The organism is Mesoterricola silvestris, assembly GCF_030295405.1.
Classification (GTDB): Bacteria; Acidobacteriota; Holophagae; order Holophagales; family Holophagaceae; genus Mesoterricola; species Mesoterricola silvestris.
This window is the reverse complement of record NZ_AP027080.1, coordinates 1,768,460-1,791,968: the sequence shown is the minus strand read 5'-3', so window position 1 is coordinate 1,791,968 and position 23,509 is coordinate 1,768,460. Positions and strand designations below refer to the sequence as shown.

At 70.1% G+C, this 23,509-nt stretch carries 20 protein-coding genes; 6 read left to right on the top strand and 14 right to left on the bottom strand.

Annotation, left to right across the window (positions count from 1 at the left end; all coding sequences use genetic code 11):
* Positions 1-153: 153 nt before the first annotated feature.
* Positions 154-1,071, bottom strand: coding sequence for a class I fructose-bisphosphate aldolase (locus R2J76_RS07515; protein ID WP_316415211.1), 918 nt, complete (start codon positions 1,069-1,071; stop codon positions 154-156).
* 118 nt (positions 1,072-1,189) lie between these two features.
* Here R2J76_RS07515 and R2J76_RS07510 point away from each other — a divergent pair, with 118 nt between their 5' ends.
* Positions 1,190-1,693 (top strand): hypothetical protein, encoded by a 504-nt coding sequence (locus R2J76_RS07510; protein WP_316415210.1) that lies wholly within the window; start codon positions 1,190-1,192, stop codon positions 1,691-1,693.
* On the opposite strand, the gene R2J76_RS07505 is transcribed toward R2J76_RS07510, so the two are convergent.
* The gene (locus tag R2J76_RS07505; protein WP_316415209.1) at positions 1,680-2,150 is read right to left on the bottom strand and encodes an OsmC family protein; all 471 of its coding nucleotides are present in this window, start codon (positions 2,148-2,150) and stop codon (positions 1,680-1,682) included. The genes R2J76_RS07510 and R2J76_RS07505 overlap by 14 nt on opposite strands.
* 114 nt (positions 2,151-2,264) lie before the next feature.
* On the opposite strand from R2J76_RS07505, the gene R2J76_RS07500 reads away from it, so the two are divergent.
* On the top strand, positions 2,265-2,900 hold the full coding sequence (locus tag R2J76_RS07500; protein WP_316415208.1) for a DUF5808 domain-containing protein: 636 nt from the start codon (positions 2,265-2,267) through the stop codon (positions 2,898-2,900).
* A 374-nt stretch (positions 2,901-3,274) separates the two neighbouring features.
* Here the strand turns inward: R2J76_RS07500 and R2J76_RS07495 are convergent, their stop codons facing one another.
* From R2J76_RS07495 to R2J76_RS07485, 3 genes are all read right to left on the bottom strand, one after another.
* The gene (locus R2J76_RS07495) at positions 3,275-3,904 is read right to left on the bottom strand and encodes a YceH family protein (RefSeq protein ID WP_316415207.1); all 630 of its coding nucleotides are present in this window, start codon (positions 3,902-3,904) and stop codon (positions 3,275-3,277) included.
* 120 nt (positions 3,905-4,024) lie between these two features.
* On the bottom strand, positions 4,025-4,234 hold the full coding sequence (locus tag R2J76_RS07490) for a hypothetical protein (protein ID WP_316415206.1): 210 nt from the start codon (positions 4,232-4,234) through the stop codon (positions 4,025-4,027).
* Positions 4,231-4,767: a DinB family protein gene (locus tag R2J76_RS07485; RefSeq protein WP_316415205.1), complete on the bottom strand. Its 537-nt coding sequence runs from the start codon at positions 4,765-4,767 to the stop codon at positions 4,231-4,233. Before R2J76_RS07485 ends, R2J76_RS07490 begins: the two co-directional genes overlap by 4 nt.
* A 78-nt stretch (positions 4,768-4,845) precedes the next feature.
* Here R2J76_RS07485 and R2J76_RS07480 point away from each other — a divergent pair, with 78 nt between their 5' ends.
* Both R2J76_RS07480 and R2J76_RS07475 read left to right on the top strand, forming a co-directional pair.
* Positions 4,846-5,313: a hypothetical protein gene (locus R2J76_RS07480; RefSeq protein ID WP_316415204.1), complete on the top strand. Its 468-nt coding sequence runs from the start codon at positions 4,846-4,848 to the stop codon at positions 5,311-5,313.
* Positions 5,310-7,400 (top strand): adenylate/guanylate cyclase domain-containing protein, encoded by a 2,091-nt coding sequence (locus R2J76_RS07475; RefSeq protein WP_316415203.1) that lies wholly within the window; start codon positions 5,310-5,312, stop codon positions 7,398-7,400. Before R2J76_RS07480 ends, R2J76_RS07475 begins: the two co-directional genes overlap by 4 nt.
* On the opposite strand, the gene R2J76_RS07470 is transcribed toward R2J76_RS07475, so the two are convergent.
* The 5 genes from R2J76_RS07470 to R2J76_RS07450 all read right to left on the bottom strand — a co-directional run bounded on the left by R2J76_RS07470 (position 7,340) and on the right by R2J76_RS07450 (position 14,897).
* Entirely contained in the window at positions 7,340-8,515 is a 1,176-nt protein-coding gene (locus R2J76_RS07470; protein WP_316415202.1) for a PepSY-associated TM helix domain-containing protein, read from the bottom strand. The genes R2J76_RS07475 and R2J76_RS07470 overlap by 61 nt on opposite strands.
* 9 nt (positions 8,516-8,524) lie before the next feature.
* A complete protein-coding gene (locus R2J76_RS07465) occupies positions 8,525-10,627 on the bottom strand; it encodes a TonB-dependent siderophore receptor (RefSeq protein WP_316415201.1) in 2,103 nt (700 codons plus the stop codon).
* 50 nt (positions 10,628-10,677) lie between these two features.
* Positions 10,678-11,415, bottom strand: a complete 738-nt coding sequence (locus R2J76_RS07460; RefSeq protein WP_316415200.1) for an energy transducer TonB — start codon at positions 11,413-11,415, stop codon at positions 10,678-10,680.
* A gap of 127 nt (positions 11,416-11,542) precedes the next feature.
* Complete coding sequence (locus R2J76_RS07455; protein ID WP_316415199.1) at positions 11,543-13,606, bottom strand: M13 family metallopeptidase; 2,064 nt, start codon at positions 13,604-13,606, stop codon at positions 11,543-11,545.
* A 394-nt stretch (positions 13,607-14,000) separates the two neighbouring features.
* Complete coding sequence (locus tag R2J76_RS07450; protein WP_316415198.1) at positions 14,001-14,897, bottom strand: proline dehydrogenase family protein; 897 nt, start codon at positions 14,895-14,897, stop codon at positions 14,001-14,003.
* 106 nt (positions 14,898-15,003) lie between these two features.
* Here R2J76_RS07450 and R2J76_RS07445 point away from each other — a divergent pair, with 106 nt between their 5' ends.
* On the top strand, positions 15,004-15,897 hold the full coding sequence (locus R2J76_RS07445) for a LysR substrate-binding domain-containing protein (RefSeq protein ID WP_316415197.1): 894 nt from the start codon (positions 15,004-15,006) through the stop codon (positions 15,895-15,897).
* Here the strand turns inward: R2J76_RS07445 and R2J76_RS07440 are convergent.
* The 3 genes from R2J76_RS07440 to R2J76_RS07430 form a co-directional block, all read right to left on the bottom strand.
* Entirely contained in the window at positions 15,888-16,400 is a 513-nt protein-coding gene (locus R2J76_RS07440) for a chemotaxis protein CheW (RefSeq protein ID WP_394366827.1), read from the bottom strand. The genes R2J76_RS07445 and R2J76_RS07440 overlap by 10 nt on opposite strands.
* Before the next feature lie 48 nt (positions 16,401-16,448).
* A complete protein-coding gene (locus tag R2J76_RS07435) occupies positions 16,449-18,071 on the bottom strand; it encodes a methyl-accepting chemotaxis protein (protein ID WP_316415194.1) in 1,623 nt (540 codons plus the stop codon).
* A 212-nt stretch (positions 18,072-18,283) separates the two neighbouring features.
* Positions 18,284-18,784 (bottom strand): Lrp/AsnC family transcriptional regulator, encoded by a 501-nt coding sequence (locus R2J76_RS07430; protein WP_316415193.1) that lies wholly within the window; start codon positions 18,782-18,784, stop codon positions 18,284-18,286.
* Positions 18,785-18,989: 205 nt separating this feature from the next.
* On the opposite strand from R2J76_RS07430, the gene R2J76_RS07425 reads away from it, so the two are divergent.
* Positions 18,990-20,876 (top strand): hypothetical protein, encoded by a 1,887-nt coding sequence (locus R2J76_RS07425; RefSeq protein ID WP_316415192.1) that lies wholly within the window; start codon positions 18,990-18,992, stop codon positions 20,874-20,876.
* A gap of 38 nt (positions 20,877-20,914) precedes the next feature.
* On the opposite strand, the gene R2J76_RS07420 is transcribed toward R2J76_RS07425, so the two are convergent.
* Complete coding sequence (locus R2J76_RS07420; protein ID WP_316415191.1) at positions 20,915-23,314, bottom strand: ankyrin repeat domain-containing protein; 2,400 nt, start codon at positions 23,312-23,314, stop codon at positions 20,915-20,917.
* Between the last annotated feature and the right edge of the window lie 195 nt (positions 23,315-23,509).

Below are 23,509 nucleotides of genomic sequence, written 5' to 3'. Positions count from 1 at the left end.
TTTTTTCACGATTGATGGTGCAACACGGGATGCGCGGGCCCCTGCGGGCGCACGTCCCTCCCGGCCCCGGGCGCCTGGAAACGCGCCGCGATGCCCGCACAGACCCAGCCTAGGTCCCTTCAAAACCGGAATGTGAACTCTTTAAACTTTTTTTCAGGCCCCGGCGTGGATGGCCATGACCGCCGCCAGCAGTTCCAGGGCCTCCTTCTTCGGCCGCTGGAAGGCGTTGCGCCCCATGATGCTGCCGAAGCCGCCCCCGGCGGCGATCTCCCGCACCTCGGCCAGCACCTCCTCGGTGCCCTTGGCCTCGCCGCCGGAGAAGATCACGATGCGCCGGCCGTTGAAGGCGGCCTGCACCACGTGCCGGATGCGGTCCCGCAGGGTGGACGAGGGGATGCCGTACTTCTCGTAGACCTTCTTGGCCTCGGCCTGCTCCAGGAAATCCTTGGGCGGCTTCACCTTGATGATGTGGGCTCCCATCTGCGCCGCCATCTGGGCGGCGTAGGCCACCACATCCAGGGCGGTCTCGCCCTCCTTGGAGACGCCGGCTCCCCGGGGGTAGGCCCACACGACGGTGGGCAGGCCCACGGCCTTGGCCTCCAGGACCAGCTCGCGCAGCGCCTCGTACTGGGCGTTGCGCTCCCCGCTGCCCGGGTAGATGGTGTAGCCGATGGCGGCGCAGCCCAGGCGCAGCGCGTCCTCCACCGAGCCGGTCACCGCCGAGCAGGGCTCGCCCACCTTGGCCAGGCTATCGCTGTTGTTGAGCTTGAGGATCAGGGGGATTTCCCCGGCGTAGTCCCCGGCCACGGCCTCCAGGAAGCCCAGGGGCGCCGCGTAGGCGTTGCACCCGGCCTCGATGGCCAGCTCCACGTGGTAGCGCGGGTCGTAGCCGGCGGGGTTGGGCGCGAAGCTGCGGGCGGGGCCGTGCTCGAAGCCCTGGTCCACGGGCAGGATCACGAACTTCCCGGTGCCGGCCAGCTTCCCGGTGTTCATCAGGCGGGCCAGGTTCGCCTTCACGCCCGGGCAGTCCGAGCCGTACCACGAAAGGATTTCTTTGACACGTGCGGTCATCGCGTCCTCCGGAATGGGGTGGCCCCATGCTACGCCGGGTCCCGTTCCATTATGCCCCGCGGGGGCAACCCTGCCCCGGGGACTCAATCTCAGGTAGAATGACCCCCGAGGCCGAACCATGTCCCAGCCGCACGATCCCTTCCAGAACCTGCCCGATTCCGCCCGCCTCTGGCTGGTGGCCCTGGACCGGCCCCTTTCCGGGGAGGCCCGGGCCCGCCTCCAGGAGGGCATGGAAGCCATCCTGGGCCAGTGGCGGCACAAGGGGCACGCCTACCAGGGCGCCTTCGCCCTGGTGAGGGACCGGATCCTGGCCGTGGCCGAACCGGACCTGGCCTCGGCGCCTTCGGGCTGCGCCATCGACGGCATGCTGCGCAAGGTGCGCCACCTGGTGGCGGGCCTGGACCTCGGGGAGGTGGATGCCGCCTCCGCCGTACTGGTGGACGCCGGGGGACTCCGGGCGGTGCCCAAGGCGGAGCTGGAGGCCCGGCTCCAGGACGGCTCCCTGGGCCCGGACACCCCCGTGCTGGACCTGTCGCTCTACACCGTGGGCGACCTGCGCGCGGGGAAGCTGGAGGCGCCCCTGGCCCGCACCTGGATCGGGCGGAAGTTCAAGGTAGCTTGACGGGCTCCTCCACCACGATCTCCGTGATGAGGGAGTTGGCGATCATGCAGCACTCGTGGGAGGCCTCGTGGAGCTCCCGCAGCTGGCGCGCGGTGGGGGCCTGGCCCGAGAAGGTGATCTCCGGGTGCAGGGCGATGCGGGTCATGGCCACCTTCCCCTTCGGGTTGCGCCCCATGGTGCCCACCGCCTCGTCGGCGTAGGCGTCCACCACGAAGCCCTTGCCGGCCGCGATGGAAAGGAACCAGAGCATGTGGCAGCTGCTCGCGGCCGCCACCAGGGCCTCTTCCGGGTCCACGTGGGTGGGCTCCGACAAGGGGGGCGGCACCACGAAGGGCGAGGAGGAGGCCGGCACCCGGGCCCCGCCGTCGAAGACCCACTCGTGGGCCCTGCTGTAGCGCGAATCCACGAAGGCCGCCTCGCCGCGCTTCCAGGCGATCCGCACCTGATGCTTGCCCATGGGGTCCTCCTTCCCGAATTCTTTTATACAAGAACGTTACAGGCAATATAAGCACGTTTTCAAAGGCCGGAAGACCCGGGGGCGGAAATATTCTTCCCATCGCATACTTCCACCATGGCACCCGAAGAGCGACCTTCCCTCCTGTCCCCCTGGGACCTCCTGGCCGTGGCCGGCTTCGCGGGCCTGGCGTTCTTCTACGCGTGGATCACCCCTTCCCTGCCGGATCCCGTGCCCACGCATTTCGACGCCCGGGGCATCGCCAACGGATGGACGCCCCGCGCGGCCCTGCCGTGGGTGATCTTCGGGATCCCCCTGCTGATCTGGACCGTCACCTTCGTCACGGGCATCCTCATGTCCCTGGCCCAGAAGGACCCGGCCAGGGCCCGTGCCGCGGCCATGGCGCCCATGCGGGGCCTGCTGGGCCTGGGTCTGTCCCTGCTCATGGGGTTCATCCTCCTGACGCCCTTCAAGGGCCCCGGCATCGGCCTGGCGGGGCTCGGGTGCCTCCTGGCCCTGGTGGTCGCGGGAATCGTCCTCATGGCCCGGGATTTCGCCCAGGTGCGGACCGTGGACCCCACCCTCGCCTTCTACAAGTGGGGGCTCTTCTACGTCAACCCGGATGACGACCGCATCTGGGTGCCCAAGGCCATCGGGGTGGGGTGGACCCTCAACTTCGCGAAACCGGCCTCCTGGGTGGTGCTGGCCCTGCTGCTGCTGCCGGTGGGGGTGGTCATCCTCCTGACGCGCTAAGGCGTGTTCGGAATGTTGGGCCGTCCTGCTCCCCAATGAGCGCCGGCACGACCAGGCCAATTCGTTGAATGGCGGGGTCAGCTCCTACTTGATCCCATGCCGAGAAAAACCAGGGAAACTGCCAAACGCTGGGGCGCTGGGGGCTCGCTGGGGCGCTGGGAAAGGAATACCCTGGTTTTCCGGCTTTTCCCAGTGCCCCAGCGAGCCCCCAGCGCCCCAGCGTTTCAGCTTCTCGTTCGTTTTGCCCGCGCGCCGCGGACAGGCCGTCCAGAGCTTTCACCCGGCCCCAATGTAAGCGATAGCCACCCTTGCGGCCCCTGTCTATATGAGCACAACCCCTTCATTCATTTAACTTGGATCCTTACAAACACGCCCTATTCGAACTGCTTCCGGAACGCCTCGAACTCCCCCCGCAGCGCGGCCAGTTCCTCCTTCAGCGCCGCCACCTCGGCCTCCAGCGCCGAGGCCCGGGACGGGACGGGCGCGGAGGGCTCGGGAGCCGCGGGCGCGTCGCCCAGGAGATGGGCGTAGCGGGTCTCCTTGGTGCCCGGCTGCCGGGGGAGCCTGGCCACCAGGGGTTCCTCGGCCTCCAGCATCAGCCCCAGCACGGCGTCCACCTCCTGCAGGTCCGGGAAGGGGTACATCCGGGTGCAGCGGTTGCGCAGCTCCCCGGGGGTCTGGGGGCCCCGCAGCAGGAGCTCGGCGAGGATCGCGCATTCCTGCACCGACAGCCCCAGGGATTCCGCCAGCCGGTGCTCGTACTTCTGGACCCGGCTCCCCGCCGCGCCCACGAACCACACGGCCTGGTGGTCCCGCAGCTCCTGCAGCGCCTCCATGACGGCGGCCTCGTCCAGGGCCAGGACCGGATCCCGGTTGGTGCTCTGGTTGCAGGCATTCACCAGGGCATTGAGGGTGAGCGGATAGTAGTCCGGCGTGGAGAGGTGCTTCTCCACAAGACAGCCCAGCACGCGCTGCTCCGTTGCGGTGAGGCGGTACTCGGCCATCGGTGGACTCCTTGCATCCATCCTCTCACGAAGGCCGGGGCACCGCGCATCGGCCGGGCTCCGCCACCTGAGGGCGGGGTCATCGCACGTGTCCCTGACGATCGTCCGGAACACGTGCGTTCAGCTTTTCTTCACTTTGAGGAAGTTCTGGAAGAGGCGGAAGGCCGCGATGAAGGAGAAGGCTGCTGCGAAGAAGTAGGCGGTCTTGTCCTTGGCGGCGAGGCAGACCATGGCGGCGAGGATGCCCGCGTAGACGCACACGGCGCAGAGGGCCAGGTTGACCCAGGGGTGGGCGAAGGGGGAACTCGACCGGGGCGGGAGATCCGTCACGACAGGCCACCGCCTCCCAGGTAGCGCTCCTGGAGGATTTCGAGGTGGTGGATGGTGTGGCCGGCGATGACGTAGGCCAGGTCCGCGGGGGAGACCTGCTTGCCGTTGACGGTGCCCCGGCGGGTCCAGGCCCCGGGGGCCAGGCCCCGCACCAGGGCCAGGGTGGACCGGCGCACCGCGGCGAACTCCTCGGCCAGGTCCGCCAGGGGCCGGGCGTCGGCCTGGGCCGCCCGGGCGTAATCGTCCTCCTCGAAACCCGGCAGGGGCGTGCGCTCCTCCCGGGCCACGCACAGGAGGCGGTAGGCCATGATCCGCTCGGTGTCGGCCAGGTGGCCCACCAGGTCCTTGATGCTCCATTTCCCCGGCGCGTAGCGGAAACCGCCCCGCTCCTCGGGGATCGCGGCCAGCAACCCGGCCAGGTGCCCTCCCTGGCGCTCCAGGAGGACGTCCACCTCGCCGGCGGGGACCCGGTCGGCGTAGACGGCGTATCCGGCGGGGATCTCCCCGGGAACCGGTCTGGGAACGTGGGCCATGGGAGCCTCCTGGATGGAACCGCCATCATACCCCTTCCCCGGCGGGTGGTAACCTGATCGCCTCCCTGGAGGCCGCCCGTGGACGAACGTGAATTCCTCCGCCACCTGCTCGCCACCCTGGCCTACCGGGGCGGCAAATGCCTGCGCGGGGCCCCGCCCGCCTTCGCCACCTTCCCGGGCGGCGGCCGGACGCCCCTGGCCATCCTCTCCCACATCAGCGATCTCCTGGAACGGACCCACGCCCTGGTCCTGGGGGAGGAGCTGCGGCAGGAGGCCGTCCCGGAGGCCTGGGACCTGGAATCGGCCCGTTTTTTTGCCGCCATGGAGCGCCTGGACGGACGCCTGGCCGCGGGCCCCCTGGGCACCGACTGGCAGCGCCTGGTGCACGGCCCCTTGGCCGATGCCCTCACCCACGTGGGGCAGCTGGCCATGCTCCGGCGCATGGCGGGGTGTCCCCTGCCGCGGGAAAGCTATTCCGCCGCCGAAATCACAACCGGCCGGGTGGGTGCGGACCAGGCCCCGGCCCGCAAGCCGTACCCGGCATGAGGCGCTACTCCCTCAAGGTCGCCATCTCCACGCTGGTGTCCGGCCTGATCCTCCTGTCGGCCGCCTCCGTGGCCACGGCCCTCTATTTCGGCACCCGGGAGGCCCTGTACCTCACCACCCGCCAGGCCATGGGGCGCATGACCCGCTCCGTGAGCGACAAGCTGGAATCGCGCCTGGCCGGGGCCGAGCGCCTGAACCTCCTGCTGGCCTCCCTCATCCGCTCCGGCAACCTGGACCCGGCCCGGGAGGAGGCCTTCACGGATTTCCTCGCCGACGCCCTGGCCGCGAACCCCTCCCTCACCGTCATCGACGTGGGCCTGCCTTCGGGGAACAAGTACCAGGCCCGCACCATGGACGACGGGACCCTCTCCCGGCGCCTGGTGCACCGCTCCGCCCGGGACGTCCTCAGCACCTGGCACCATGCCAACCACGCCTACGCCAAGGAGTTCCCCGACACCCGCGCCGACCTCGAAACCGGCTACGACCCCCGGGAGCGGCCCTGGTACAAGGCCGCCCTGGCCGCCGGCAGAAACACCTGGACGGAGGTCTACGGCTCCCGGGCGGGCCTCAACTACTCCAACGTGAATCCCGTGTACGACGCCAAAGGCCGCCTCCTCTGCGTCACCGCCATCGACCTCAACGTCGCCGGCCTATCGACCTTCCTGGAGGGCCTGCGGGTGGGCCGCACCGGCCGGGCCTTCATCGTCGACGACGCCGGCCACGTGGTGGCCATGCCCCTGGGCCCCGGGCACGACCTGGGCCGCATCATCAAGTCGGTCCCCCGGGGGGACCGCATGGAGTACAGCCTCAGGGAGATCGGCGACCTGGCCGACGCGGGCATCCGCGAGGCGGTCCTGGCCCGCAGGGCGGCGCCCCAGATGAAGGGGTGGGACTTCCTGGCCTTCCGGGACCCCTCCGGGCGCCGGATGCTGGCCTCCTTCCGGCCCGAGCCGGGCCACCACTTCACCGTCGGGGTGGTGGTGCCCGAGGAGGAGATCCTGGGCACCATCAAGCACAGCCTCCGCATCACGGCGGGGATCACCCTGGCCTTCGTGGCGCTGAGCCTCGTCCTGGCCTACGCCATCTCCCGGGCCATCGCCAGGCCCCTGGGGGACCTGGTGGGCGCCGTGGACCGCATCCGGCTCCTGGACCTGGGCGACCCGCCCCGGATCCCCACCTCCATCCTGGAGGTGGTGCAGATCGACCGGGCCATCGCCAACATGCGCAACGGCCTGCGCAGCTTCAAGAAGTACGTCCCCTCGGACGTGGTGCTGGACCTCATCCGCCTGGGCCGGGAGGCCGTCATCGAGGGCGAGAAGCGCGAGCTCACGTTCTTCTTCTCGGATATCCAGGACTTCACCAGCATCTCGGAACGGGTGGAGCCCGAGGAGCTGGTGGCGAAGCTGGGCGCCTACTTCGAGGCCGTCAGCCGCGTCCTCATCGAGCACGGCGGCACCGTGGACAAGTTCATCGGCGATTCCGTCATGGGCTTCTGGAACGCCCCGAAGCCCCTGCCCGACCACGCCCTCCGGGCCTGCACCAGCGCCCTGCGGGCCCAGGCGCGCATCGCCGAGCTGAACGCGGCCTGGAAGGGCGTGGCCTTCCACACCCGCATCGGCCTCCACACCGGCGAGGCCATCGTGGGCAACATCGGCTACGACGCGCGCATGAACTACACCGCCATCGGCGACAACGTGAACCTCGCCAGCCGCCTGGAAGGTCTGAACAAGGTCTACGGCACCCGCATCCTGATCAGCGGGGCCACCGCCGCCGCCGCCGGGGACGCCATCCTCACCCGCCCCCTGGACCGGGTCAGCGTGAAGGGCAAGCGGAACTCCGGCCTCATCCTCGAACTGGTGGCCCTGCGGGCCGAGGCCACCCCGGACCAGATCGCCGGGGCCGAGCGCTTCGCCGAGGCCTTCGACCGCTACCAGGCCCGGGACTTGACCGGCGCCCTGGCCCTCCTGGAGGAGCCCGCCCGGGCCGGGGACGGCCCCGCCCAGGTGCTGGCGGAGCGCTGCCGGCACTACCTCGGCGCGCCGCCCGGGGACGACTGGAACGGCGTCTTCGAGCACCACGCCAAGTAGCGCCGCCGGGCCCACAGCGCCACGCCCGTGGCGGAAAGCGCCGCCACCGCCAGCCCCAGGGCCGACACCAGGACCCGCCCCGGCAGCCCCAGGATCCGGCCGGAATGCAGGGGGAACTGGGCCTGGAGGAACACGTCGCCCGCGCTGCCCTCCCCCGGCACCTGGGCCCCGGCGGGGGCCCCGTCCCGGGCCCTGAAGTAGAGCCAGGCATTGCCCAGGCCCCCGTCCCCGTGGTCCCGGCCCGGTTCGAAGAAACCCACCCCGTAGACGCCCGAGGCCAGGAACAGCCCCCCCGGGGGCCGGGTCCAGCCCCGGCGCGCCGCCTCGGCCCGGGCGGCGTCGAGGATGCCCCTCCGGTCCACGGCGGGCCCGCCGGCCTCCCGGGGGTCGAAGGGCGAGGGCGCCAGGGTGGAAAGCCGCCCCACCAGGGGCCTCACCACCGGGTCCCCCAGGTTCATGGACACGGAGGTGGCCGCCAGCACCAGCAGCGCCCCCCAGGCCCACACCCCCCCGGAGCGGTGCAGGTCGAAAACCGCGCGCACCCACCCCAGCCCGAAGCGGAACCTGAAGGAGCGCCGCCAGGCCGGAAGGCTCGGGAAGGACGCGGCCAGGGCCGCGAAACAATCGAAGGTCCACAGCAGCCCCACGCAGCCCATGAGCAGCACGCCCCAGGTGCCCGGCAGGTGGAGGCTGTAGTGGAGCTTGTAGAGGCAGGGCAGCAGGTCCTCCCGGGCCAGGGAAAGCCGCCCCCAGAGCCGGCGGGCCTGGATGGCGCCCGTGGCGGGGTCCACGGCCACCTGGTCGAAGCCCAGGGCGTACGGCCGGCCCGTGGCGGGGTCGAGGCGGGGCTCCACCCGCGCCAGCCAGGTGTGTCCCGGCGGCACCGCCAGGGGCGCGTAGGTGACGCGCAGGCGCGGATCCCCCCGCTCCAGGCGGTCCGCCAGCTCCAGGGCGGGCAGCGCCGCGCCCCCCGGGGCCCGGAAGAACCGGGGGTTGAGGGCCGCGTCCAGTTCGTGGTCCCAGGCGATGACGGCCCCCGTGAGCCCGGCCAGGACGAGGAAGAGCGCCGTGGCCAGCCCGGCCAGGCGGTGGAACCGCTTCAGGAAGCCGCGCACCCCGGCCCCCTACCAGCGGTAGCCGGCGGAGAGCACCACCTTGCGCCGGGTGCCGAACCAGGCGTCGCCCCGGTTCAGCAGGGCCACCACGTAGGTGCGGTCGAAGAGGTTCGTGGCGTTGAGCGCGAAGCGCCAGGGGCCGCGCTCGTACGAGGCCAGGCCGTCCCAGAGGGTGTTGGCCGGGGTCTTCTGGGTGTCCGTGCCGTCCCAGGTGACGCCCACGTACCGCACCCCCAGGCCCGCCCGGAAGCCCTGGAGCCCGCCCCGGAACTTGCGCACTGCCCACAGGGAGGCCGCGTGCTCCGGCACGTTGGGGACCCGCTTGCCCAGGGAGGGGTCCGCGGGGTCGCTGCTGGCGGTGAACTCCGCCAGGGCCAGGGTGTACTTGGCCACCAGGTCCCAGGCGGGAAGGTTGGCGTTGGCCTCCAGTTCCGCCCCGCGCACCGTCACCTCCCCCTTCTGCACCTGGTTGCCGGGATCGGAGGGATCCGTGGTGAGGCGGTTGGTCTCCACGAGCCGGTACGCCGCGGCGCTCGCCGTGAAGGGCCCCGCTGGGGCCCACTTCAGGCCCGCCTCCACCTGCCGGCCCCGCTTGGGCCGGAAGGCCACCCCATGCACGTCCGCGCCGGCCACCGGTTCGAAGGATTCGGCGTAGCTGGCGTAGGGGGACCATCCGCCCTCGGCCAGGTACAGCAGCCCCAGGTTCCGGGTGGACGCCGAATCCGCCTTGTCCGGGGCCCCCTCCACCCCGCCGCGGCTCCGGTCCAGGCGCAGCCCGGCCATCACCACGAAGCGGCCGTCGATCTTCATCTGGTCCTGGGCCACCAGGCCCGTTTCCCGGGTGCGGGTCACCGTGGCCGGGCCGAAGGCCAGGACCGGGCGGGGGAAGGCGCCGTAGGCTGGCGCGTACACATCCAGCGGCGTGGCGGCCCCGCTGAGGTAGGCCTGGCTGTCCCTCATCCACAGGCCGTCCACCCCCGCCATCACCGTGTGCCGGATGTTGCCCCAGGCGAGCCGGCCTTCCACCAGGACCTGGGCGTTGGTGACGCTGGAGTGGTTGTCGGTGGCGTACCAGGTGCGGTCCAGGCTGCGCCCGTCGGGGAGGAAGCCCTCCCAGTAGTTGGCGTACATGCTCCGCAGCTTGCCGTTCACCTCGTCGTGACGGGCCCCGGCGCGCAGGGTCCAGGCCGCGCCCAGGCGGTACTCCGCCTCGAAGCCACCGCGGATGCGCGTGCCGCCGTAGGTGTCCCAGTCCGGTTCGGAGATGAAGGTGTTGGTGGGGATGAACCCGTGGGGCCCGGGGGTCACGGTGCCCACCAGGGGGAAGAAGCCTTCCGTATTTTTGCTCCGGTCGCGCTGGTACTCCGCGAACACCGTCACCGACCCCGCGGTCCCCGGGCGCCAGGTGAGGGAAGGCGCCACCAGTTGGCGTTCCTCGTCGGCGTGATCCACCTGGGTGCGGCTGTCCCGGCCCAGGGCCACCACGCGGTAGAGCCACTCGCCCTTGGCGTCCGCCGGACCCGTCACATCGGCGGCCACCTGCCGGTGGCCGAAGGTCCCCCCCTGCACTTCCACTTCGTTCTGGGCCTGGGCCTGGGGCCGCTTGGAGACCAGGTTCACCACGCCCCCGGGGCCGTTCTGCCCCGCCATGACCGAGGCGGGCCCCCGCAGCACCTCCACCCGCTCGAAGGCGTAGGGCTCGTCCCGCACGATGCCGTACCATCCGCTGAGGGGCCTGCGCAGCCCGTCCAGCAGGGTCGACCCCTGGCTCCCGCCCCGCAGCAGGAACCAGTCCCCGCGGTTGTCCAGGCCGTACACGTCCGCGTTGACCCCCGGCGCGTAGCGCAGCACCTCCTGCAGGGTGCGGGCGCCCTGGTCCCGGATCTGGTCGGCGGTGATGACGCTGATGGCCTGGGGCGTCTCCGCCAGGGGCAGGTCCAGCTTCGTGGCGGTGGCGCTGCGGGTGGCCACGTAGCCCACCACGGGGGCCTTGGGGTCCTCCTTGGCGGCGCGGCCGCGCACCTTCACTTCGGGGAGGGAGGCCTCCTGCGGGGGGGCCTGGGACAGCAGGGGCAGCGCCAGGAAGGCGAGGGACAGGGTACGGGCGGACATGGGACTCCTGGGGGCGCCCGGGGCGCCCCGATGGGGGGGGTGGGGGACGCCTAGGCGTCCAGGTTGAAGGTGATGGGAATGAGCACCCAGGCCGTCACACGCTCGGCCCCACGCCGGGCGGGCGCGAAGCGCCAGCGGCGCACGGTCTGGAGGCCCGCCTGATCCAGGCGGGGGTGCCCGGTGCTGGTGCGGATCTCGAGTTCCTCGGCCCGGCCGTCCACCCCCACCCGCACCCGGAGCACCAGGCGGCCCTCCTCGCCCAGGCGGCGGGAGAGGGGCGGATAGTCGGGGGCCGGGTTCTGCAGGTAGGCCGCGTCGAAGACCGGGGGGAGGACGCCGTCAGGTTGGCCGCCGGGAACACCGCCCACCTGCCCGCCGGCAACACCCCCCGGCAGCCCGGGGGCGGCACCCGGGGCTCCGCCTGCGGGCCCGGCGCCCCCCCCGGGTCCCGGGGCGGCCGCCGCCGGGACCGTGGGCAGGCTAGCGGGCGCGGCGACCGGCACCTCCTCCGCGGCCGGGATCAGGGGCGCGGCCTCCCTGCGGGCCGCCGGGGCGCCGCCGCCCGGAGAGGGGGGCGGCGGCGCGGCCATGGGCAGGCCCTCCTCCAGGGACACGGCGACGGTAGGCCGCACGGCCGCTTCCCCCGCCCCCACGGACAGGAGCGCCAGGGCGCCCCCCATCAAGCCGTAGAGGGGCAGGGACAGGACGAGGGCCCCCAGGGGCCGCCCCTTGGGCCGTGCGCCGAGGGGCGGAGGAGGGGGGAGGATGTTGGAACATTGGCGACCCATGGGTAAAGATTATCGTAATGAGATTGAGTCTCATAGTATTTTTTCATGACGACTTTTCCCCACCCCCCCCAGGCACAAAAAGGCCGGCGGCCCCGGGTTGCGGGGACCGCCGGCGGAACGAAAGGGCCTACCAGACCTTGATGCGGTCCTTGGGGGCCAGGAAGAGGGCCTGGCCCTCCTTCACGTCGAAGGCCCGGTACCAGGCGTCCAGGTTGCGCGCCACGTTGGGCCGCAGGAAGCCGGGAGTGTGGGGATCGGTGGTCACCTGGTTGAGCAGGGCCTGGTCCCGGTACTTGCTGCGCCACACCTGGGCGAAGCCCAGGAAGAAGCGCTGGTCGCCGGTGAAGCCGCCCAGCACCTTGGCGGGCTTGCCCCCCAGGGAGGCGTGGTAGGCGTCGAAGGCCACGTTGAGCCCGGCCAGGTCGGCCAGGTTCTCCCCCAGGGTCAGTTCGCCGTTCACGTGGGTGCCCGGCAGGGGCTCGTAGGCGGCGTACTGCTTGACCACCTGGTCCGTGAGGGCGGTGAAGCGCTTGACGTCCTCGGGGGTCCACCAGTCGGCGAGCTTGCCGTCCTTGTCGAACTTGCGGCCCTGGTCGTCGAAGTGGTGGCTGATCTCGTGGCCGATGACCACGCCGATGGCGCCGTAGTTCACGGCGGGGTCGGCCTTGGCATCGAAGAAGGGGGCCTGGAGGATGGCCGCGGGGAACACGATCTCGTTCCAGGCCGGATTGGCGTAGGCGTTGACCGTCATGGGGGTCATGCCCCATTCGGAGCGGTCGATGGGCTTGCCGATCTTATCCAGCTGGCGCTGGTACTGGAATTCCGCCGCCCGGCGCAGGTTGCCCAGGGCGTCGCCCCGGCGGATCTCCAGGGCGGAGTAGTCCCGCCACTTCGCGGGGTAGCCGATCTTGGGGGTGAAGCGGGCCAGCTTGGCCCGGGCCTCCGCCTTGGTGGCGGGGTCCATCCAGGTGAGGTTGGCCAGGCGCGCGTCCATGGCCTGGATGATGTTCTTCACCAGGGCATCCATCTGCCGCTTGGCCTCGGGGGGGAAATGCTTGGCCACATAGAGCTTGCCCACCGCCTCCCCCAGGACCCGGCTGGTCAGGTCCACGCCGTGCTTCCAGCGGGGCTGGTCCTCCAGCTGACCCGCCAGGACCTTGCCGTGGAAGGCGAAGGACGCCTCCACGAAGGCCTTGGGCAGGCAGGAGGCGGCGCCGCTCACCGCGTGGAAGGCCAGGTAGTCCTTCCAGGTGTCCAGGGGCTCGCGGGCCATGAGCAGGCCTTCGCCGGCCACGGCGCTGGGGTGGGATACGATGATGACCTTCTCGCCGCCGACGCCCGCGGCCGCCAGGAGGGGGCCCCAGCCCACGCCGGGGTAGGCCTTCTCCAGGTCCACCGCAGGCGAAGGATTGTAGACCTTGTCCCGCTGCCGCTGCTGGACCCGGGTCCAGTGGGTGGCGGCGATCTTCGTCTCCAGGTCGAGGATCCCCTTGGCCCGGGCGTCCGGGTTATCGAAGCCCGCCAGGCGCAGCATGGTGGCGATGTGGACGAGGTACTTGGCGCGGATGGCCTCGAACTTGGGGTTCTTGGCATCCAGGTAGTACTCGCGGTCCGGCAGCCCCAGGCCCCCCTGCCCCACGCTCACCGACATGATGTCGGGGTTCTTCATGTCCTGGCCGATGCGCAGGCCCAGGGGCATGCGCATGCCCTGGCGGGTGGCCTTCCCGAAGTACGCGGCCAGCTGGGCGCGGTCCCCGATGGCCTGGATGGCGTCCAGGGTGGGCTTCAGGGGCGCGAGCCCCTTGGCTTCGATGGCCGCCTCGTCCATGAAGCTCGCGTAGAAATCCCCCACCTTCTGGGCCTCGGAGCCCGGCGCGCCCTTCACCCGGGCCTGGGCCTCCACGATGTCCCGGGTCTGCTTCTGGCTGAGGTCCCGCAGCAGGGCGAACATCCCCGAATCCGCCCGGTCGGCGGGGATGGCCAGGTTCCGGAGGTAGGTCCCGCTGGCGAACCGCCCGAAATCGTCGCCGGGGGCCACGGTGCGGTCCATGCCGGCGGTGTCGAAGCCGAAGGCGCCGTACACCGGCCGGTGGTCCGCCGCGGCGGCCTTGGAAGGTTCGGCGGCTCCGAGGGGCCCCGCCAGGAGCAGGGAGCCGGCCACCAGGTGGGCCATGAGGCCATTTCGTTGCATGGGATCTCCAGAAACGTGAAGGTTTGCCGATTCGACCCCGGGGACCGAGCCGGGGTTTACCTGAACCTGGGGATCGGCGCCCCTGGCCCGACGTTCCACGATACCCCCATCTTGTCCTACCCCATGCCCATGTCCATCCCCTCCATCCTGTTCATCCCTTCCATCCCTGTTCCCGCAGGGCCGGGGATGAGATGGGGCGGCGCACAGTGGATCCGCATGCGCCGACCCACCCCGGCCCTGGCCCTGCTGGAACAGGGATGGAAGGGATGAACAGGATGCAGGGGATCAGCCGCAGAACTCAGCCCGTTCCCGGCTGAGGAGCCGGACAGCGGTTTCCATGGAGTGGCGATCCATGGCCATCGGTAACAACAGCTTGAGTGGGTCGGTACCTTGCTTAGCGGCCGAAGAGGTTCTTGGCCACCATGACCGCCATGGCGGGGTTGGCGGCCAGGCGGCGCTTCAGGTAGCGCACGGCGTACTTCCATTCCTCGGCAAAGGGAACGTACAGCCGCACCACCTGGCCCCGGCCGATGATCTCCTTCTGGAGCTCGGTGCGGGGCACGCCCAGCAGCATCTGGAATTCATAGGCGTCCCGGGGCACGCCCCGCTTGTCCAGGTACTCCATGCAGCGCCGCACCAGGGCCTCGTCGTGGGTGGCGATCTCCGGGGTGTGGCCGTTGTCCAGGAGGAGCTGGACGTGCTCGAAGAGCTTCTCCTTCATGGCCGGCTTGTCCTGGAGGGCCACCGAGGCGGGCTCCCGGTAGATGCCGATGCAGATGCGCACCCGGCAGGGCTTGGCGTGCAGGGTCCGGATATCCTCGGAGGTGCGGAAGAGGCGGCTCTGGAGCACCGTTCCGAAGTTGTCGAATTCGTCCCGCACGGCCCGGAACATTTCCAGGGTGCGGTCCGTGAAGTGCCGGTCCTCCATGTCCAGGGTGATGCGCAGGCCGTGGGGGGCGGCGGCGGCGGCGATGCGCTTGAGGTTCTCCTGGCAGTAGGCCACGCTCTCGTTGATGCCCAGCTGGGTGGGCTTGAGGCTGATGGTGGAGAAGGTGCGGCCGGCCAGCGCCTCGATCATGCGGAAGTACACCTGGACCGTGGCTTCCACGTCCTCCCGCCGGAACACTTCCTCCCCCAGGAGATCCAGCGTGGAATGCACCCCGTGGAGGCCCTTGAGCTCCTCGGCCTTGGCCACCCCGGCGGCCACGCCCTTGCCCGCGATGTAGGGGGACGCGAAGGTGCGCACCAGCGGGGCGGGCATGAGGTCGATGAGCGTGGTCTTGAGATCCATGGGGGCCCTCCAAGGCAGGTGGCTTAACTTTGGGTCTCCCGGAATGATCCATTCAATTGAATTTTTTGAAATTCAAATTACTGAAACTAAAGCGTAAGGTGGATTCATGGAACTCACCCCCACCACCATCACCCAGGTCCGGGCCTTCGAAGCGGTGGGGCGCCTGGGCAGCTTCAAGCGGGCGGCAGAGGAGCTGTTCGTCACCCAGGCCGCCCTCAGCCACCACGTGCGGCACCTGGAGGAGCACCTGGGGGTCCAGCTGGTGCGCCGCCTCCACCGCCGCATCGAGTTGACGGCCGAAGGCGCCCAGCTGCTGGCGGAGGGGGGGCGGGCCCTGGAGGCCCTGGCCACGGCCCTCCGGGACCTGAGGCGCTCCCGGGAGGAGGCGCTCCGGGTGAGCGTCCCCCCCTACTTCTCCCTGCGCTGGCTCACCCCGCGCCTGGGCCACCTGTGGAAGCGGCACCCCGGCCTGGATCTGCAGCTGCACCACACCTACCAGACCGTGGACCTGCTCCGGGACCGGGTGGACGCCGCCATCGCCTGGGGCCACGGCAAGTGGCCCGGCATCCAGTCCACCCTCCTCATGACCAGCCGGCTCACCCCCATCTGCACCCCCGAGTACCTGCGCCGCCACGGCCCGGACCTCAAGCCGGCGGATCTGCTGGGCCATCCCCTCTTCTACGAATTCGACGCGGCCCACTGGCACCAGTGGTTCCGGGCCGCCGGCGCGGAAACGGCGGCCCGGCTCCAGGGCGTGCGCATCGACGATTCCCACGCCCTGCGCCGGGTGGTGCTGGACGGCCACGGGTTCGGGCTCTTCTTCATGGAACTCATCCAGGGGGACGTGGCTGCGGGGCGCCTGGTGCAGCCCTTCGACCTGTGCATCGACCCGGGCTGCGCCTACTACCTCAACCGCTCCCGGGACGCGCCCATGGGCGCCAAGCTCCAGGCCTTCACCCAGTGGATCCTGGCGGAGGCGGAAAAGGACCCCTACGTCTGATCCGGGAGGGGGGCCATGGCCTCCCGTTCCTCCATGGACAGCACATAGTCCACGTCCAGCACGATGACGAAATCGTCCCCCACCTTGCCGATGCCCCCCAGGAATTCCGAGCGCAGGGCACTGCCGAAGGCGGGCGCCGGCTCGATGTCCTCGGCGGGGATCTCCCGCACCGCCTTCACCTGGTCCACGATGACCCCCAGCACGGCGGGCCCGTCCTCCCGGTCCACCTCCAGGATGACGATGCAGGATCGCCGGGATATCTCCATGGGCACCTGGCCGAACCGCACCGCCAGGTCGATGACGGGGACCACCGCCCCGCGCAGGTTGATGACGCCCCGGATGGCGCCGGGCATCAGGGGCACCTGGGTGAGGGCCCCGTACTGGATCACTTCCTTGATGGACCGGATGCCCATCGCATAGGTCTCGCCCCCCAGGACGAAGGTCAGGTACTGCTGGGGCGCCGATCGGGGAGCCGGGCTCGCCAGGCCCCCCCGGGTGTTCATTTCCATCAGTCCAGCCATGGCGCTGTCGCTCCTTTTCGATGAACGGGACTAGAACCGCGTGAATTCCGCTTCCTCGGGGCCCCGGGCGGCCCGGGGCCGGGCCTGGGCCGCGGCGCGGGCCGGGGTGCGGGCCCGCTCCGTCTTCCGGGTGGCCTTGAGCTGGAAGTAGGTCATGATCGTCTGCAGTTCCGAGGCCTGGGCGTTCACTTCCTCGGAGGTGGAGGCCAGCTCCTCGGAGGCCGCGGCGCTGTGGGCCACCGCCTGGCTGATCTGCGCCACGGCGCTGTTGATCTGGCCCACCCCGGAATTCTGTTCCATGGACGCCGCGGCGATTTCCTGCACCAGATCGGAGGTCTTCTGGATGGAAGGCACGATGGTGTCCAGCAGCTTTCCGGCCCGGTCCGCCAGATCCACGCTGCCCGTGGCGAGGCCGCTGATCTCCTCGGCGGCCACCTGGCTGCGCTCGGCCAGCTTGCGCACTTCCGCCGCCACCACCGCGAAGCCCCGGCCGTGCTCCCCGGCCCGGCCCGCCTCGATGGCCGCGTTCAGGGCCAGCAGGTTGGTCTGGTAGGCGATGTCGTCGATGATGGCGATCTTCTGGGCGATCTGCTTCATGGCGCCCACGGTCTCCTTCACGGCGGCCCCGCCTTCCACGGTCTCCTTCGCCGTGCGGGTGGCCAGGTCCCCGGTCACCTTGGCGTTCTCGTTGTTCTGGGCGATGGAGGCGCTCATCTCCTCCATGGAGGCGCTGGTTTCCTGGACGCTTGCCGCCTGTTCACTGGCGCCCTGGCTCAGGGACTGGGCGGTGGAACTCAGCTGCTCCGACGCCCCCACCAGCATCCCCGCGGATTCCTGCACCTGCCCGACCACCTCCGACAGCTTTCCGACCATGTGCTTGATGGAGGCCATCATGCTGGTGGAATCCCCGGGGACCGTGACCACCTCCAGGCCCAGATCCCCTTCGGCCACCTTGGCCACGATGCTGGCCGCGTAGGCCGGTTCGCCGCCCAGCTGGCCCTTGATGATGCGGGTCACCAGAAGTCCGAGGCCCACCGCCAGGAGGATCCCCACGCCCACGGCCAGGCCCATGCCCACCGTGGCGGAGTCCGCCGCCTTGCCGTTGGCCTCGGAAATGGCCAGGGCCTGGTCCATGTTGCCCTTGATCATGTGCTCGATGAGGTCGTTGATCTCGTTGGTGATCTTGCTGATCTCGGGGTTGAAGGACAGGGCGATGCCCTCGGCCATCTTCCCGTCGGTCCTCGCCTTGACCATCGGGCCGGCCACGTGGCGGTCGTAGAGGGTGAGCAGTTCCTTCATGCGGGCCAGGTTCGCCTTCTTCTCCGGGGTGTCGGCCTGGGGCCCGTAGGCGGTGAGGGCCTCGTCCATGCGCTTCCAGTACTTCTCCTTGTTCTCCAGCACCGCCGCCACCTGCTCCTTTTCCGGAGCCGCCACGAGCTTGGAAAGGCTGTTGCGCACCAGCTGGAAACTGCCGTTGATGGTGTCGAGGTTCCTCATGGGCGCCGTGGCGGTCTCGTACATGGCCTTCTCGCCTGCGGCCAGCTTGCCCAGATTGACGATGCCGATGGCCCCGATGGCGCCCGCGATGACCGCCACCAGGGTGAAGGCCAGGATCAGCTGCGAGGCCAGTTTCAGGTTCTTGTACCACTGCATGGCGAGCTCCTTGGAATGAGGCGGACGGCCCCGGGGGGCGGCCTATGGCGGCTGCCCCGGGTGGAACCACCCGGAGGGTCCTTCGGAAAGGGACCACCGGGACTGGAGATGCTTGGATGAACCCATTATCCAAGGCTGCTGGTAATTTTGATTGGGAATCCGGTTCCTTTCCAAGAAGGATCTGCGGCGGGACGCCCTCCCCGGCGCAGAATCTATTCCTGGGGCGATTCCCCCGCGAAGAAGGCCGGTATGGGGAACCCGGCGTAGGGCTTCACCTTGCGCATGATCGGAATGGACGTTATGCGCTGAACCGGCAGGTCCCCCGAAAGGAGCCAGTCCGCCAGGCGTTCAAAATGATGGGTGTTGAGGGTCATCACCTGCAGAAGGTAGTCGATGGGCCCGGCCACCTGGTTGCAGCGGATGACGAAGGGATTGGCCAGCATCGCCTTTTCGAACCGGGCCCTTTCCTCCAGGCCCTGGGTGGTCAGGGTGATCTCGACGTAGTACTCGGCGGCGTCGGCCAGTTTCTGGATATTGATGTCCGCCACGTAGCGGCTGATCACCCCCGCCGCTTCCAGCTTCCGGACGCGCAGGAGCACCGCGCTGGGCGACAACCCGATCGCATCGGCCAACTCCTGGTTCGTGATCCTCGCCCGGGTCTGCAGAATGCCGAGGATCGCTTCATTGATCTTGTCGATTTTGAGTTTGGACACGGCAGGGTTCTCGGGGGCGGGGCCAGCAAGGGCCCTTGCCGAACGACGTTTCACGAAAGGGCGTGAACGTCCGCACGACCCGTCGCATCCAGGGTACTACGCGGGGGGGTCCCGGCAAAAGCCCACCCGACCCACGCCCCGGACCCGGGAGCACTTGCCTGTTCTCTATTAATAAATTATAATTCATCCGAGGAGGTATCCATCGATGTCGCACGCTGGTTTCAAGGCAGGAAAACCGGGAAGGCGCGGCCTCCGGGCCCTGGCCATCCGCTGGGGGTTCGGCCTCCTCGCCCTGGCCGCCCCGGGGTGGGCCCAGACGCCGGTGGAAAGGCCGGTGAGGATCGTCAACCACGGGCCAAGGGCCTGGTACCTGGTGGTGAGAACCCGGCCGCTGGACCTGGATCTCCAGGTGGACCGGCACGACGGCGCGGGCTTCCGCCCCCTGGGGAGCGGCCGCTTCACGCTGCTTTCCGGCCGGACCTATGATTTCTCCTGCAGCCGTGAACGCACGGGCCGCGCCGAAGTGCCCCTGGCGGCCTTCCAGAACCGCAATCCCCTGGGCGCCAAGGCGGCGTTCGTGTGCGTCAGGGGTGTCCTGACCCTGGGGCTCGCCTACGACGGCGCGGCTCCCCCGCATGCCCAGGCGGCCGCGACCTGCGATGGCACCACCCTGACCATCCGGCTGAAGGAATGGGGGGTTCCGGCCCCAGCGCCGGCGAGCCCGGCCCCCTCCGCGCTGGTGGCCCTGCTACAGGCAGCCGAACAGGCTCGGGGGGAGGCGCCTGGGGCGGAACCGGCGGGTGCGGCCCGGCCTGCTTCGCGGGATGAGGCCGTGCAGGCCCCCGCGGATCCGGCCCCGGGCCCAGCCACGGCCGAGGTTCCGGCGGCCCCGGGCCCAGCCACGGCCGAGGTTCCGGCGGCCCCGGGCCCAGCCACGGCCGAGCCTCCGGCGGCCCCGGGTCCCGGAGGGACCGTCGAGCTCATTGCTTCCCGGTTGGAGGGCACACGGATCTACAGCGTCCAAAACGGATCGAACCTTCCCTGGATGATCGCCAGCGTCCAGGCGAAGCGGGGCACCCAGGGCCTGGGGTATTGGAGGGCCTCCCAGGCGCAAAAGGGCGTCTATTTCCGGCTCGCCTCCCCCGAACCGGACGGACGGCCCATGCGGCTCTTGCCGGGCCAGATCTGCTATCTGCCGGTCCGGCCGGGGGAACCCCGGATCATGCGGCTGGTGGATTCACGGTCGGCCGTTTCTTCGATCCTATGGAACCTCCGCTTCGAGGCGCCCCTGGGGTTCTTCGGCAATCCCGCGGACAGGGCGAGGGCGAGGGTGGTCGCGGACCTGGTCGGGGATAACCTCCGGATCCGGACCCCGACCTGGCTCCTCCCCGGGGTGGCCCGGATGCCAACCCAGCCAGCCGCCAATGCGGAGCCGGCCCCGGTCCCCGCCGGGGCGGCGCCCCCCGCGGCCCCGGATCCCTCCCGGAAACGCAAGGCGGCCGATGCCCCGCCCGACCAGCCCGGTCCCCAACGGCGCTCGGGCGCCGATCCAGCCGGCGCGGCCCCCGCGGACGGAGGGCCCCGGCCCGGCGCGGCCCCCGAAGGCGAGCCCATCCCCGCCGGGGTTTTCGTCTTCCGCAACCAGTCCACATCCAACTGGATCATATCGGTGGAAGGGCCGAACCCGAGGGTGACGGTTCCGGTGTACCACCGGGTGGACGGCCAGATCCGGCCCAAGCAAAAGTTCCTGGAAATCATGAAGCCTGGGGATTTCTACCTGCTTCATCCCGGTGCCAGCCAGTTCATCCCCGTCCCCGCCGGGACCGCCCCCATCGTGGTGCACATCTACGATCAGAAGCGGCATACCCCGGACCTGGGCTACGTGGTCCTGGACGCTGCTTTCGGCATCCGGCCCGCGTTCGCCGGGGAGCCGAGGCCCGGTTTCCAGGCCGCCTACCTGCGGGCCCTCTCCCTGGATGCCAGGACGGTGACCTTCCGGGGAACCGCCTGGGAAACGACCCTCCTCACCGAATACAAGGAGCCCAAGGAACCCAAGGAGTCCAAGGAACCGGGTCCATCGCCGGCGAACTAGGCTCACCGGCCAGCACCTTGGAAGGGAGGAACGCCCTGCTATTTGGCTTCCGGATGCGCCCCGGCCCGGGCCAGGGCGGCCTCCTCGGCTCCCCGGAGGAGCTTCTGGACGAGGGGGTACGTGGGCGAGGCGGGGGACAGCCCCTCCCGGGGGGTTTTCCCGGAACCGTCCCGGGCCAGGGGATCCGCGCCGGCCCTGAGGAGGATGCCGACCCCCTCCACGCGGCCCTGGACGGCATGGCCCAGGGCGGTCCTCCCCTGGGGGCCGTCCTTCGCCTCCAGGTCCACCCCGCGGGCGATGAGTTTCGTCAGGACCTTGAAGTCGAAATCCCACATGGGAAGCGGGTTCCGGGCGGCGCCCGCCGCCAGCTGCACCATCCGGTAGCCGGACGCGGGGTCCCGGAGGTTCACGTCGGCCCCCTGGTCGATCATGAAACAGGAAAGCTCCGGGTTGAACCGCTCCATGGCCTCGAGCAGCAGCCGGTCCTTCACGTCCTGGGGCCTTTCCATCAGGGGAGGAACCTGGAACCCGCGCCGGTCGCCGATGAGGGCCTTGGGGTAGACCGCCCGGGCGATGTCCGACAGCACGTAGTAGTCCATGGGGATGGACCGGTGGAAAAGGGCCATGGCGGTGGGCACCTGGGCGGGGTCCTTGCTCTGGAGCAGCCGGATCACGGCCTCCTTGGCCACCGCTGGCGAGCGAAGGTCCAGCGCGAAAAGGGTGTGGGGCGGGGGCGGGCCGGGGGTGCCTGCCGGTTGGTGGGCCCCCAGCCGGAACCGGAGGGCATCCCCGTAGAAGTTCGCCGTCCCCGGCGCCACCTTGTCCGGCCAGGATCCCCGGGGGCGCGGGAGGGCTTCCAGGGTGAAGTGCCGCTGCGGGAAGGACCACTGGAACTGGGGGCTGTCATTGATGGAGAAGGTGATGGTCGGGAATTCGGAGCGCAGGACCCGGCCGGAGCCCACCGTCCAGTCCAGGAAGAACCCGGGCCGGGAAAAGAGTTCGCAAAGGCGATCGAGCCTCCGGCCGATCTCCTCGCACCGGTCCCGGTGGCCCTCCGGCCACCGGGCGGTGAGCCCCCCATCGGGGAACAGGTGCCCGATGAGGTTCAGCATGTTGGTCACCCCGGTCCCCTTGAGGTTGAACCCCCCGGGCTCCACGTAGGTGACCGGGATGGGGTCGTCCTTGCCGTTGAGTCCCACGAGGAGGTCGCTCCAGGCATTGCGGGCGGCGGTGGTCCCCTGCCGGGCCAGCTCCCCGTGGTTTTGCAGGAAACGATCCAGCCCGTCCTGGACCTCCTTGGCCTCCCGGACGCCGTCCCGGGGGTCCCTGCGCAGGTTCGCGCGCACGGCCGCGAGGTTGGCCGGGGCCAGGACCTCCCCCCGCCGGAGCACGATGAGGAGGAAGTTCCGCAGGGAGGTTTCGCCGCAATCCGGGTAGGGCCGCGGGCCGCACAGGGCCGTCGCGTAGGGAAGCAGGTCCGGGACCGGGGTTTCGAAGGTCCGGGAACCCAGGAGGAAGGCGACGGCCTCCCCGGGCGGGACCCCGCCGCCGGCCCCGGACGCCCGGGCCAGGAACTCCGGAAGCTGGGCATGGTAATAGGCCTCGTTGAAGACGATGCGCGGCGATCCGGGTGCCGGCTGCCGGAGCAGGCCCAGGCCGTGTTCCGAATCCCCCAGGGCCCGGTACAGCCCATCCGCGGAATCCGCCGTCCTCCACGCGTAGGCCAGCAGGGCCATCTCCAGGATATCGGGCGGGTAGTGGCCGGCGGTGTCGCCGGACTCCTCCAGGACGGCCCGCTGGGCCAGGTGCGCGAAGGCGCGGCGCAGCTCGTCGTAGGCCCTGAGCTGCCGGCCCCGGTGGGCCTCCTTCGCCGCCCCGTCCCAGTCGAGGATGCGGTACACCGCCTCCCGGTAGTCCAGGCCGGCGGGGTCGTGGGGGGGACGCGGCCCGCCCGCGGCGCGCAGGAGCTCCCGGTAATGGGCCGTGGCATCCAGCAGGGCCAGGATCTTCCGGAGGCCCAGGCCCCGGCCCGCCTTTTCCTCCCGGGCGATCTCGCCGATGGGGTCCAGGTCCCGCTCGTTGTGCACGAGGTTGATCCCGTCCGGGGAGGGGAAGAGCCGCTGCACGACGCCCGATAGGGCATCCTGGGGGCAGTCGTAGGGGCTGGCCCGGGGAAAGGGCGGGAACCGCGGGTCGGGCACGGAGGTGTACCGGCCGAAGAACCGGAAATTGGCCAGGACGCCGGATCGGAGGGCGGCCATCCCCCACAAGGGCGAGAGCCGGAGGTGTTCGGGATGGGTGTGCAGGTAGAGGTCATAGGCCTGTTCCGTGGGCACCTCGGCGGCGCCGGGAAGGCCGAGGACACCGGAGGCGGCGAGGATCCACAGGCCCAGAACCCTGGGATGGCCGAACCCCCGAACCGAGCCAATGAACACCATGCGACCTGCCCTCCGGGACCTAAATAATATTAATGAATAATGTTTTGACGGGCAAGCATTCGCTCGCCTTAACGTAAACATTTGGATGCTTGATGATGCTGCCGGGCGCTTGTGGCTACATATTATATGTTTATACTAACCCCCATGGGGTGTCGTTTCATGGCCAGGCCGGGAAACAGGGGGGGTGGATCCGGC